Origin of the sequence: Vibrio nigripulchritudo ATCC 27043 (assembly GCF_000222685.1) — a bacterium.
GTDB lineage: Bacteria > Pseudomonadota > Gammaproteobacteria > Enterobacterales > Vibrionaceae > Vibrio > Vibrio nigripulchritudo.
Genome location: NZ_AFWJ01000292.1, coordinates 14,717 through 27,122 on the forward strand (window position 1 = coordinate 14,717; position 12,406 = coordinate 27,122).

The following is a 12,406-nucleotide window of genomic DNA, read 5'->3' on the forward strand; positions in this document are numbered from 1 at the left end:
TTCAAGAGCTATAGTTTAAGCCTCGTCAGGGCGCAAAGTCAGCACTTCATAGCCTGTCTCGGTCACCAAAACAGTATGCTCCCACTGTGAAGAGAGTTTTCTGTCTTTGGTGATCACCGTCCAGCCATCCGATTTCAATTTAGTTCGGTGAGTACCCTGATTCACCATCGGCTCGATGGTAAACGTCATACCGGCTTTCAGTTTCAACCCAGAGCGTTTGCGACCGTAATGCAGTACATGAGGGTCTTCATGCATTTCCCGCCCAATCCCGTGTCCGCAATACTCCCGAACTATGGTATAGCCCATTTCTTCAGCATGACTCTGAATCGCATGCCCTACATCCCCCAGTGTCGCTCCCGGCTTAACCTGTTCAATGCCTTTCCACAAGGCATCGTAGGTTGCTTTGACTAAGCGATGAGCCTGAGGTGATGCCCCCGGCATAACGTACATTTTACTGGAGTCCGCAATAAACCCATTTTTCTCAAGCGTGATGTCAATATTAACGATGTCGCCGTTTTGTAAGATGTCGTTTTCGTTTGGGATACCATGACAGACGACGTGATTAATCGAACTGTTCAGTGCGTATTGATAATCGTATTGCCCGATGCTGGCGGGGCGCGCATCCAACACTTCAAAAATATACTCTTCTACCCACTCATTTATGTCATAAGTAGAGACACCCGGCTCGATTTTGCTATCGAGGTAGGTAAACACCTTTGCTAGCAATCGACCAGACTCGCGCATCCATTCAATTTCCTGCTCCGTCTTAATCGGTACACTACTCATTAATCACGCCTTTAAGTTCAGCAGGTACCTGGTGCATCTGCTCTAAAATCAATTCCTGAAAAGTTTTTGTCGGGTTCAGCTCTGCCAGCCTACCCATCTTTATCCAGAATTCAGCCTGCGCATTAATGGAGCGGTTCATAACACTGCTGGATCTTCGGATCTCTTCGTGCAGTTCGTCACCAATCTTAACAATTCCCATAATCTGCTCTCTTTATACGATTTATATGCGAAATATATATGATTCGTATAAATGTAGCATTAATTCGATAAAAAAGCCGCTTCTTTATGAGGCGGCTTTAATATCCATATCCGGTCAAGATTAACCTTTGATTCAGTTCTTTATCAGGTAGCGTTCGAGAAAGTTGGACACGTCTTCACCACACAGCCCTACTTCAACATCAATACCGGCATCCTGAAGAATTTTAATCCCAGCACCACTGTTACGAGTGTCTGGATCCAGAATAGCGACATACACTTTAGCGGGTCTGACTTTAACAAGTGCTTTGGCACAAGAAGGTGTTCGCCCCTGAAAAGAACAGGGTTCAAGCGTGACGTAAGCTACCAGCCCATCATACGATCCTTTGTATCTGGCAATTGCTCCAGCCTCTGCATGGTGATTCCCCGGAGGTTGAGAGAAACCTTCGCTTACTATTTCCCCATCTTTCACAAACACACAGCCCACTGGGGGGTTAGGTCGGCAGCCTGGAAGCGCCTGTTTGGAAAGCTCAAGCGCTTTTCTCATGTAGCGCTCGTGAACAGAACCATCGGTCATAAGCTTCGCCCCATCTTGTAGTACTCCACTCCAGACTTATAGAAAGCATCACCCTCGGCAGACATGCCAAACTTGGTGTAGAAATCCATGGCAGATTCACGAGCATCGCACCAGAAATATTCAATGCCCTGCTCAGGTAACTGGGTGAGCACATATTCAATGACAGCGCTGCCATACCCCTGATGACGATGTTCAATTAAAGTGGCGAACTTTCGCAGCCTTGCAGACTTTGCCACCGCATCAATAAAAATGGACGCCACACAAACAATATTGCCATCGACTTCCACACCGTAGTGCAGCGCATCTTCATCGCCCGGTACATGACAAAAGTCTGGTGGCATATCTGGCCAAAGTACCTCATGTCGCACAGGGATGGTCTGTTGCCACCCCAGCTTAACTATTTTCATTTCTGCCCCTACATTCCATGTTTTTGCTAACTATAGCGTGAACGAGAGGCAATTCAATGTCTTATACTCAAGCTACGCTTTAGCGTCTGCTGGTTTTGGTTCTTCGTTTGCTGGTTTGGCTGGCTGCTTCTTCCGGGAAAGTGCAATACACGCCACTACGATAGTGGCTCCACCCAGCGTGGTCATCCAGTCCGGAATTTCGTGCCAGAAGATAACACCCCAAAGCACGTTGAACACAAGACCGATATAACGTGTTACCGCGACTACCGCTGCGTTTTCATGGGTAAACGCCTTGGTCAGGAAAATCTGTCCAATCAAAGAAACCACACCAATGGCGATCAGGTAAACCCAGGCAATACCTTGTGGAATGACAAACTCATCTTTCATCAAGTAACCCGACACCAGCATAGCGGTGAAAAGGAAGTAGAACACAATCTCGTAGGTGTGATGCTTTTTGCTCAGATGACGAATAGTGATGGAGGCACCCGCCGCAAACAACGCACTCGCTACACCCGCAAGAGCGTAGATGTTAAACGAATCGAAGTTGAACGGATTCACGACTAACGCTACCCCGACTAGCACGGTAGGCAACAGAAACGCCGCTTTTTTGGGGAGTTTCTCTCCCAGAACCAGGCTGGACAGCAATATCACGAAAAACGGAGACAAGTACGCCAGAATTGCCGCATCCGCCAACGGAATGTGCGCAATGGTGTAGACGAATGCCAGAAGATAGAAAGCTCCAAACAGACCGCGAAGCACCAGTAGCGGAACCCCAGAGGTTGAGAACCGGACGTTTGCCTGCCACATCAGACCCAGAATCAGCACTGTACCAATGATACTTCGGAAGAAGACAATTTCAGAGCTTGGGATGGTTAAACTGGCCGCTTTAATAAGTGCGTTCATCACACTAAAAATAAACGCAGAAAATATGGCTAACGCCACACCTTTATTCATTATGGTTTCCTCAAAAGATCGGTCGATCGTCTCACCCAGTGAAGGCAGTTGCTCGCCTGAGTGTGAAATTCTTCAATTAAATGGTTAGGAAGGTCATGTTCGCTCAACCAGGACTCAAATATGCCAAGCACACGATTCACTGTCGGGAGCTCAATTCCCTGCTCGTCCGCCAGTGCTTTAAACCAGTACAGAGTCTGTAAGTCCTCTTTGGGCACACGAGGCAGATGTAACTTTCCATTCTCTACTTTGCCTTTCGCGTAAGGCACCGCAGAGAAATCGAAGTAGCGACCATTTGCATCTGGCGTAGAAAACGGGTCGATCAGAATCGCGCTGTATCGGACATAAATCAGGTATTCCTGCTCAATGGCACTAAGAGACATGAACTGATCAATTTGATCACGACGAATGGTTTCCGGGTGCACGGGATAGTTGTCGTCATTCAGAAACTGGAGCAAGTTAAACGGTGTTCCGTCAAAGTGCTGCGTTAATGTCGAAATATCCCGCCACAGCTCAACCAGAGTATGGATGGTTTCAGTCGTAACTGGTCCTTCTGGGAACAGCTTGTACATGTACTTGATATCTCCCGAATCACTCAGAATGTGATTGAGAGAGAAAGGAGTAATGAAAAACGCGGGGTGAACGTAAGAAGTGATGTTTCTCCCCTCTACGCTATACCCATTGTCTAGCTCAACCACTTTGACACCCACTTTCGCTAACGTTTGAGCCAACAAATTCAGCACCGCACATCCACTTTGGCTCGAATAAGCGCTGGAATAAGCATAAATGCGTTTTTTCGCTGCTTTGGTTGTCACACTGACGCCTGCTTCACCGGCACTGAATTTGGTTGCTGCAAAGTAGTTGGAGAACACCAGCACATTCGGCGCTAAATCCAGTTCAGCAAAAAAGCCTTTCACCAGCTTGTGACCACCAAACAAGGAGGAAATCAGCACCACTTGTTTTACAGAACCCAGACACGATTTGGGTAACGCCGCCAGTACGTCGGAATAGGCATGAGACGGTGTCGCGAGAACCAAGGTATCCCACTGCCCGTCCGTTGCGGGTAAATCCGCAAAAGCCACATCGAACTTTACTTGTCCCGCAAGTGGTTCTAAAGAAGGTTTTGCGGCAATCACCTGCGCCGAACCTTCACTGTTCAGGCATTCAAACATTGGCTGCCATCGCTTTGAAGAGCGGTTGACGATACCAAGTTGTTCGCACTGATTCTTGATGATTCTGGCGGTCTGAAATGCTGCCGGACCAGCACCAGCAATGAGTACTCTGCCTAATGATGCTGCCATTACGTTCTCCCCATCAACACGGTGTCATACACCGCGGCTTTGTTGTGAATCAACTGCGTATCCCAGCCTTCCATCAGGTTAGGGTTGAATGGGTAATTGAACGCGGATTTCAAACCATTACCAAATCGCACCAGTACACGGTGAGAACAATCAAGGTAAGGTTTAAGTTGGTTGAGCAGTTCCCATTTATGTTCCACCAAAGAAGCCACCACAACATGAGTCGGGCGAAAAGATTCAAATTCAGTGATCAAGTCCTGACACCCAAAGGTGGTAGACAGATGAGACGAATCTAACTGGTTTGCCAACGCGACCGCCTGCTCGTCAATGTCGATACCATGAACCACGGCACCCGTCAGTTGAGAGATAGTAAACGCTGAAAGCGGGTAAGAGCCTGAACCGATAAACAACACTCGGGAGTGGTTTTCAATTCCCGCACTTCGCAGTTCAATTTGGGCGTTTTCGGAAAGCTGACATAAGTACTCACTGACGCTGAGCTGATGCTCTCTGGCGCATTGAGACTGGTGCTTTTCCAGCATACACAGCGCTTTTACCGCCGTTTCACGCAGCCGTTTGACCTGACGATCGTGCTCGGGGTTAAACCCAAGTTCATCACTGATGGTCTGCTGCTTTTCCTGCAGAATCCAGGAGCAGAGCTCGTCCAGTTTTTCCTGCAAAAGCGTAAAACACTCGCAACTTTCAATGCTGTAATTGGTTAATGTATGAATTTGAGATTCAAAGGTAGATATGGCAACTAATAATTGATAGTGCCTGCTAGTCATTGTCATAGTAAATCCTGATAATGCTTACTCAGTTTCGAGAGCTCGAACTGGGGTTACGTGAGTGTGCCCATGTATGCAACAACCTACGTCCACATGTACCTGATATATCTGGCTGAGTTTTTCAGAATCGAGCACGTCGTCTGGCTTACCGCTGTGTTGCACCACGCCATCATCCAGTAACAGAAGATGGTCGCAGTAGCGAGCAGCAAGAGACAGATCGTGCAGCACTGCAATGGTGATGGTGTTTTTTGCTCGGGTATATTGACGAGCAAGGTCTAAAACCTGAACCTGATGCTTGAGGTCCAGGGCACTGGTTGGTTCATCCAGCAACAATACGTCTGGCTCAGAAACCAGCGCTTGTGCCAGCGATACAAGCTGTTGCTGACCGCCACTCAGCTGAGAAAACTGTCTTGTCGCAAGATGAATCAGACCTAAATCATTAAGAATGGCTTCCGCTTTTTGTTCCTGCTCAGAGGTAATGTTCCAGCTCAGTTGATGAACTAAGCCCAGTAACACCACTTCTATCACAGTTAATTGACTGGAAGACTTATTGAGTTGGCAGAGATATGAGAAAGACTTGGGTGGTATCGCCTGCCCGTCTCTGCCGCGTGAACTTACCTTACCCTTGTAAGGCATGATGCCCATAATGGCTTTGAGTAATGTGGTTTTACCTGCGCCATTCGGGCCTAAAATGGCGGAAAACTCTCCGCCACAAAAGCTTGCTTCTACCTTCTTCAAAACAGGCTTTCGCCCAACTGTTACCGCAAGATTTTCTATTGAAAGCGACTTCATTAGCTAAACCTCCTGCTTACCAGCAAATAAAGAAGAAACGGTACGCCCACCAAAGAGGTGACAATACCAATTGGGATGATGGTGCCCGGCACAATCAACTTGGCAACAAGGGACGAAGCACATAGAAGTAGTGCCCCCATCAAGGTTGCCAGTGGCAAATAGAAACGTTGATCTTCACCCACCAGCATTCTGGCTAAGTGAGGGGCAACCAGACCAATAAATCCTATGGTTCCGACAAACGAAACCGCACCCGCTGTTAGCAATGAACACAGCAGGAACATTTGTAATCTGAGTCTGCTGGTATTAATCCCAAGAGCCTGTGCGCGCTCTTCACCTGAAGACAGAGCCGTCAGCGCCCACACCTTAGGCAAGGCAAACGCAAGACCGAAAAGCAATATGGAACCGGAAACAAAGAAGGACAACCAGCTTGCTTTAAGCAGGCTACCGAACAGCCAGAATACAATCTGCTGTAACACTTCTGGGGAAGCCAGATACTGAACCAGAGACTGCAACGCCTGGAAAAAGAACAGAACAACGATACCAGCAAGTATCAGTACTTTGGCATCCATGTTTCTGCTTCGACCTATCATGTAGATCGCCATGCTCGCGAGTCCAGAGGTGACAAACGCAGCAAATGGTACGCCTAACCAATGAAGACCAAAGACAGAAAAGCCTGACAGTAATGCCAGTGCAGCACCGAATCCGGCTGCGGCAGAAACACCAAGGGTATAGGGACTTGCTAGCGGGTTGGCAAGTAAGGTCTGCATCAGACCACCAGCCAGACCAAGAGATGCACCAACAACAATACAGGTGAGAGTAACTGGCAGCCGAAGCTGCCAGACAATGGTCGTTGATAAGCTGTCACCAGACGGTCCGCCTAAGAGCGCCTCAACAACTTGATCCACACCTAGCCACGATGAGCCAGTACCAATATCGAATAAAACGGAAACGCCCACCGCCAGCAATGTCGCCAGCAGAACTTTGATCCGCCGCTTTTGCATTCGCTGATAGATGCCGCTGCCTGAACTAAGATCAGACGGCAACGACGCTTTGACCGCTTCGCTCATGACTTAGCCTTCCACCTGAATCATGAAAGTACCTTTAAGCGCTTGCGGCATGTAGTTGTTAAAGAAGTTCTGGTGCGACTTCTTAGGGTCAACGTCTTTAAATGCTTCTGGGTAGATAGATTTCGCTAGGTATTGCAGGAATACGTGATCGTAAATTGTACGAGTACCTGAGTGATACATGCCGTAAACGTCGCCGTTCTTAACCGCTGTCAGTTGTTTCCAGCCAGCACGGTTCAGGTATGGACGGTATCTTGCCTGCGCTTCTTCCATTGTGGTACCAAAACCAAGCAATGCACTGTCGCTGTGCTTCGCCCAGTGAGCGCCGGATACAAAGATGACTTCTGGATCTTTGCTTAGTACGTATTCAGGAGTCAGGTGAGCAGAACCTTTGAATTTGCCGTTTGCGATGTTATCCGCACCCGCCATGTTCAGGATGTTACCCCACATCGCGTTAGAGTAAGACTTGCCAAACTCATTTGGACCACCTGTACCGATTTCAACATACACGCGGCGTGCATCGTGGTTTTTCAGGTACTTTGCAACGCGTTGTTTTACGTCGTTAACTGTATTTTCGTATTCTGTCGCAATCGCTTCAGCACGCTTTTCTGTGCCCATCACTTTACCGATAACACGAGCGCTGGTTACGTGCTTTTCAAGCGTTTGAGCATTGAAGTCCACAACAACCACTTTGATTCCGCTTTTTTCAAGGATCTCGACTTTTTCACCTAGAGACTTGTATTGCCATGCCGCAACCAGTGCCACATCCGGCTTAGTTGACAGCAGTTTTTCGAAATCAAATGTGCCTGTGTAAATAGAACCAGAATCAACGATAGTTTCTAGTTCAGGAATGATTTTGCTGTAAGTTTCCCACTGAGACTGGCGGTAATCTTTCCAAGAGTGACGAGGGAAAATAGATACCTTTTTGTATGCATCTGGTCCGGCAATCGCCAGATAATCTTCAAAATAAAAACCTAGGAAAATGCTTTCTGCTGGTTTTTCTAAATGTATGTCCCTACCGATTACGTCCTTGAAATGAATGTCAGCAAAAGCGCTCGTAACACTGCCTAAAGCCAAAGCAGCTACACCAAGTGCTTTCAAAAAACGTCCTTTCATTAACCTATCTCCAACTGTGTTTATTAATTAAAGTGTTATTGTATAACATCACAACGGCACGCAAGGTAATGGAATTGAGAACAATTATCAATAGCTAAAAGCATGAAATTTCACCGTCATTTGTACGGTCTCTCTCTAGGATAAAATAGCGTCGAGGATACGGTTATGAAGCTTTCTACACTAGGGACAGTGCTGCTAATTGGGTGGTTTACCTTGATTATTCAGGCAAATGCATACTCACTCAATGGATTTGAGCTCTCTGATGCCACCATTGAAACCAGCGAAATTTTGCACGGTGGACCACCGCGAGACGGCATTCCATCGATCGATGAACCAAATTTCATTGCTGCGAGCAAGGTCGACTATTTGCAAAATGATGACATAGTGCTTGGAGTGGAAATCGATGGCGTTGCTCGCGCTTATCCCACCCGAATTTTGGTGTGGCATGAGATAGTAAACGACCAAATTAAAGGAACACCGTTTGCAGTGACCTACTGCCCACTTTGCGGCACCGGAATGGTCTTTGATGCTAGGGTAAATGGCAAAGCCCGAAGCTTTGGCGTGTCTGGGTTACTCTATAGAAGCGACGTTTTAATGTACGATCGTGAAACTGACTCTTTGTGGACACAGCTAGGGTTAACGTCCGTTAGCGGCAAAGAAGCAGGCTCACGCCTTAAGTGGATGCCGTCGCAGCACATGACCTGGAAAGCGTGGAAGGAAAGAAACCCAAATGGCGAAGTCCTCTCTCTGGATACCGGATTCCACCGAGATTATTTTGGTCAGGCATACGCCCGTTATTTCGCGTCTGACACTCCGATGTTTCCTGTCCCTAATACTCGCGATGAACTGTCTCAGAAAGAATGGGTTGTTGGCGTGATTGTGGATGGGAAAGCCAAAGCCTATCCAATATCAGAATTAGAGAATAACCCGGAATTTAGCGACACCTTAGGCGGCAAAAAACTTGAGGTGCGCTATCAGAAGAATGCCCGCCACCCTGTCGTGAAAGACAGTAATGGAAACCTGATTCCATCGGTGATGGTGTTCTGGTTCGCTTGGCAGGCGTTCTATCCGGAAACCGAGCTTTACCAGAATTAGAACAAAGTGCGGAGGCAACATTGCCTCCGCTATACTCTTTCGTCTTTTGTTCTTTTACTCTTTTATTGCGACAATGCTGATTGCTCCAAGGTGCTGTCGATGCTTACGAAATACCTTTCGCATCCCAATCACCCTTTTACGTGCCTCCTTATCCAGAATTAAGTTTTTAAGCACCCTCAAGAACCCCAACACCCCTTCATCGTCGATCATTCTCTTAGGTTCCAGCAAGTGCATAGGGGCGAGGTGTGTAGCCTGAATTTTAAATCCATGAGAGTGCAAATGCTCAGCCCACTCTTCGGGGGTAATGGGTTTTGCTGGTGCCTGAATTGCCTGAGCGATGTCTCGTTGAATTTCACGCTTCAGATCTTCATCAATTTCATTTGGCACTAAGCAGAGCTCGTGTATTCCGTAACGACCATTACTTTCCAAAACGCGAGCCGCCTCTCCAATGATGTCTGCCTTTCTCGGCTCAGGCTGCATCGTCAGCATGGCTTCACCATACACAATGGAAGCCGAGTTCTGATCCAGATCGGTCGACTGCGCGTTTCCGACCAGACATTGTTGGTTGGGTGAAACCAGATAACGCCGTACCAGTTCAGCCGCCTGTTCGTTCTGTTCAATTGCCGTATAAGACGCTGGATTCCGAGACAAACACAACCTGGCGGTAAAGCCCAATCCGGGCGCAAATTCCACCACAGAATCTGACGATCGTATGCTGAGCGAGTCGATCATCTTCTCGGTCAGCGCTTTGCCTCCGGGTCTCAATACTTTCTTTCCTAAGCGCGCTAACACCCAGTGACCGGGCATTTTATCGACGGATCTTTCCTCGCCCGGCATAACAGTTCTTTCGGTCATTTGGCGCTCCTAGGTAAAAACTATGATAGAAAGTAGGAATAACAAAAAAGAGATGATGGCGATCCAGCGAAATGGTGCACTGATACTTTCCATGTAGCCCGCCCCTTCTTTTGATAATGATTGTTATTTACAATCTATAATGAGCGACTTTGATCTGCGCTTGACGATCATCAATCTGAGGTAACCAAAATGCCCGACACCATTCTTTCTCTGCTGGATAGCGAGAAAAAATCCGACCTGCTCAACTGCCGAAAAGAAAAAACTTACTCAGCGGGTGCTGTGCTGTTTGAACGGGGTGATCAGGCAAAACACATGTTTCGGGTGGAAAAAGGCAAAGTTTCGCTGTTTCGATTGATGCCAAATGGCGATGAAAAGCTTTTTAAAGTTTTTATGTCGGGTGGATGGATTGCAGAAATGGCCATGTTTATGAATCCGCGCCAGTACCCGATGAGCGCGCGGGTAGATCAGGACACCACTTTATCGCTGTTTCATCATAAAGACGTGGCAAGAGTGTTCACCAGCGAACCCGAAATTTCGCTCAAAACGATGCATTTTATGAGCAACAAGATACACGAACTGATGAACACCGTTGATATCCTCACGCAAGTAAGTGCGCCGCAAAGATTGATCATGAAACTCGCCGAGGTATATCGAAAAGAAGCGGCGAAGTACGAAGGAAAAATCCCCTTACCTGCTTCTAAAAAGCTGATGGCAACTCAATTGGGAATGACACCAGAAACCCTGTCGCGCACACTCACCAAACTCAAGGATGAGGGGTACATCAGAGAGACGGGGCATTGGATAGAAATCGAAGATATTCCTACCCTTTGTGAACACGTTGATCTTTCTCCGGACATCTTTTCGATATCTTCGGAATTGAGTGAAAAACCGGGAGCTTAGCTCTCCATGGTCATCATCAGAAAACCACAGAATGCCGCGTTGTTAGGGGAAAGATCCTGACTGACGTGTTTACGCATTTCTAAAATCTGCCTGCGATATTCTTGGTAGAAATCCCAAGTAGGTGCAGGTTTGTATTCCAGCCCTTTCAGCTCAAAAAACTTAATCACACCCTTGGCAGTGGTGGGTTTTACAAACACCTCATCCAGCGGTGCATAGTAGTTAGGCAAGATGGTGACCAGCGACCATTTGGCAAGCTTTACAGGTCTGAGCAAGTCCAGCATGGTGTTAAAACCATACTCCTGATCGCCATGAAGTATGTCTTTCAGGGAGTAAGCTAAAGCCTCTCGTTCCTGATGAGTCATGGCTTTGACGTAATCCCGGAACTTTGGTTTTTCAAACATTGAAACCATGGAAGAGCGGCTGACCATTTTGGTCATCATTTCCGCAGTGCCCTGAGCATCCGTAAATTTTTCCTCGCTGAATGCCTCCTGCGCCTGCGCGATCATCTGATCCATTTTGTGCTTTTTGCCAATCTCGATCATTTCTGGGCTGTTAAACCCACCCGGCACACGAATCAAAAAGTCTTTCTCTGCCGCCTTAAGCCTGTCAATGTTCATGCATTCCCTCGCTGAGTTTTCATCGTTTTTCTAAATTACCAGTAATTTTCGTAGCTGAAATGTCCAGGTTTGCGACGTAAGTGTTTTTCAAATCCCAATTTTTTTAGCGCTTCTGATGTGTCTTTCACCATAGCTGGGTTGCCACACAGGTAAAAAAAGCTCTTACTGGAATCCAAATCTAAATTGGTCGCCTGCAATAACTCCCCGTTCAATAACAACTTTGGAATTCTCCCTCTCAAGGCTTGAGGGTTATCTTCTCGGGACACCACGGGAACATACATAAACTTGCCACCCAGATCGTGGTGGACCTTTGCAATCTTATCCTGATAAATCAGTTCCTGACTGGCGCGAACTGCATGAACCAGCACCACCTTTTCGTATTTATCAAACTCTTCTTTATCTTCCAGCATCGCAAGAAATGGACCCACCGCTGTGCCCGTCGATAAGAACCAAAGCTCTTTCGCGTACTCGGGGATCTCGCTCATTATCATAAAACCGGAAGGTCGTTTATCGACATAAACTGAGTCGCCGACCTGCAATTCAAAGAGCTTTGGAGAAAGCTGACCTTCGGAATCTGAGATGATAAGAAATTCAAGAAAATCGGGACCTTGAGTTTGATTCGGTGAGTTCACCATTGAATATGCCCGGCGCACCCAGTCTTCGTTATCGATCTTTAATCCAAGTTTAGTGAACTGACCTGCCACATAAGATTCGATACTCGCCTGCACCTGAATCGTGAACATATTGTCTGTCCAATCAACACGTTGAGTAACTATTCCTTCTGTTAATCCGTGCGGAACATCTTGCATTCACACCTCCCAGTCTGGTGTTTATCTACTGACCACAAAAGCGACTTTTCGCCGATTGCGGTTACCTTAGGTTTACCTGCACCACATACAAAACGCAAGTACGTTTTTTAACCAGCTCCTATACTTACTAAAAAAACAAAGAACCCGGAACACACGTTATGT

The 12,406-nt window shown here is 47.1% G+C and carries 15 protein-coding genes; 2 read left to right on the top strand and 13 right to left on the bottom strand.

Annotated features, from left to right (window positions below; all coding sequences use genetic code 11):
* Window positions 1-15: 15 nt before the first annotated feature.
* The 10 genes from map to RH89_RS23420 form a co-directional block, all read right to left on the bottom strand.
* A complete protein-coding gene (map, locus tag RH89_RS23375) occupies window positions 16-786 on the bottom strand; it encodes a type I methionyl aminopeptidase (RefSeq protein WP_022590955.1) in 771 nt (256 codons plus the stop codon).
* The gene (locus RH89_RS23380) at window positions 779-985 is read right to left on the bottom strand and encodes a ParD-like family protein (protein WP_004407380.1); all 207 of its coding nucleotides are present in this window, start codon (window positions 983-985) and stop codon (window positions 779-781) included. Before RH89_RS23380 ends, map begins: the two co-directional genes overlap by 8 nt.
* Window positions 986-1,117: 132 nt before the next feature.
* Window positions 1,118-1,558: a bifunctional diaminohydroxyphosphoribosylaminopyrimidine deaminase/5-amino-6-(5-phosphoribosylamino)uracil reductase RibD gene (locus RH89_RS23385; RefSeq protein WP_004407382.1), complete on the bottom strand. Its 441-nt coding sequence runs from the start codon at window positions 1,556-1,558 to the stop codon at window positions 1,118-1,120.
* Window positions 1,555-1,965, bottom strand: coding sequence for a GNAT family N-acetyltransferase (locus RH89_RS23390; protein WP_004407390.1), 411 nt, complete (start codon window positions 1,963-1,965; stop codon window positions 1,555-1,557). Before RH89_RS23390 ends, RH89_RS23385 begins: the two co-directional genes overlap by 4 nt.
* 72 nt (window positions 1,966-2,037) lie before the next feature.
* On the bottom strand, window positions 2,038-2,919 hold the full coding sequence (locus RH89_RS23395; RefSeq protein ID WP_004407391.1) for a DMT family transporter: 882 nt from the start codon (window positions 2,917-2,919) through the stop codon (window positions 2,038-2,040).
* Complete coding sequence (locus RH89_RS23400; RefSeq protein WP_004407393.1) at window positions 2,919-4,217, bottom strand: opine metallophore biosynthesis dehydrogenase; 1,299 nt, start codon at window positions 4,215-4,217, stop codon at window positions 2,919-2,921. The genes RH89_RS23395 and RH89_RS23400 overlap by 1 nt, the downstream gene beginning before the upstream one ends.
* Window positions 4,217-5,002, bottom strand: coding sequence for a nicotianamine synthase family protein (locus RH89_RS23405; RefSeq protein ID WP_022560927.1), 786 nt, complete (start codon window positions 5,000-5,002; stop codon window positions 4,217-4,219). The genes RH89_RS23400 and RH89_RS23405 overlap by 1 nt, the downstream gene beginning before the upstream one ends.
* Before the next feature lie 18 nt (window positions 5,003-5,020).
* Window positions 5,021-5,788 (bottom strand): ABC transporter ATP-binding protein, encoded by a 768-nt coding sequence (locus RH89_RS23410; RefSeq protein ID WP_004407396.1) that lies wholly within the window; start codon window positions 5,786-5,788, stop codon window positions 5,021-5,023.
* Window positions 5,788-6,855, bottom strand: a complete 1,068-nt coding sequence (locus RH89_RS23415; RefSeq protein WP_004407397.1) for a FecCD family ABC transporter permease — start codon at window positions 6,853-6,855, stop codon at window positions 5,788-5,790. The genes RH89_RS23410 and RH89_RS23415 overlap by 1 nt, the downstream gene beginning before the upstream one ends.
* Window positions 6,856-6,858: 3 nt before the next feature.
* Complete coding sequence (locus RH89_RS23420; protein ID WP_004407399.1) at window positions 6,859-7,968, bottom strand: ABC transporter substrate-binding protein; 1,110 nt, start codon at window positions 7,966-7,968, stop codon at window positions 6,859-6,861.
* A gap of 165 nt (window positions 7,969-8,133) precedes the next feature.
* Here RH89_RS23420 and RH89_RS23425 point away from each other — a divergent pair, with 165 nt between their 5' ends.
* Window positions 8,134-9,063 (top strand): DUF3179 domain-containing protein, encoded by a 930-nt coding sequence (locus tag RH89_RS23425; protein WP_004407401.1) that lies wholly within the window; start codon window positions 8,134-8,136, stop codon window positions 9,061-9,063.
* Between the two features lie 54 nt (window positions 9,064-9,117).
* Here RH89_RS23425 and RH89_RS23430 read toward each other — a convergent pair whose 3' ends face one another.
* The gene (locus RH89_RS23430) at window positions 9,118-9,918 is read right to left on the bottom strand and encodes a class I SAM-dependent methyltransferase (protein ID WP_004407402.1); all 801 of its coding nucleotides are present in this window, start codon (window positions 9,916-9,918) and stop codon (window positions 9,118-9,120) included.
* A 189-nt stretch (window positions 9,919-10,107) separates the two neighbouring features.
* On the opposite strand from RH89_RS23430, the gene RH89_RS23435 reads away from it, so the two are divergent.
* On the top strand, window positions 10,108-10,818 hold the full coding sequence (locus tag RH89_RS23435) for a Crp/Fnr family transcriptional regulator (protein WP_004407403.1): 711 nt from the start codon (window positions 10,108-10,110) through the stop codon (window positions 10,816-10,818).
* Here the strand turns inward: RH89_RS23435 and RH89_RS23440 are convergent.
* The gene (locus tag RH89_RS23440) at window positions 10,815-11,435 is read right to left on the bottom strand and encodes a hypothetical protein (protein WP_004407404.1); all 621 of its coding nucleotides are present in this window, start codon (window positions 11,433-11,435) and stop codon (window positions 10,815-10,817) included. The two genes, RH89_RS23435 and RH89_RS23440, sit on opposite strands and share 4 nt — an antisense overlap.
* Window positions 11,436-11,470: 35 nt before the next feature.
* Window positions 11,471-12,244, bottom strand: coding sequence for a ferredoxin--NADP reductase (locus RH89_RS23445; RefSeq protein WP_004407406.1), 774 nt, complete (start codon window positions 12,242-12,244; stop codon window positions 11,471-11,473).
* Window positions 12,245-12,406 lie beyond the last annotated feature (162 nt).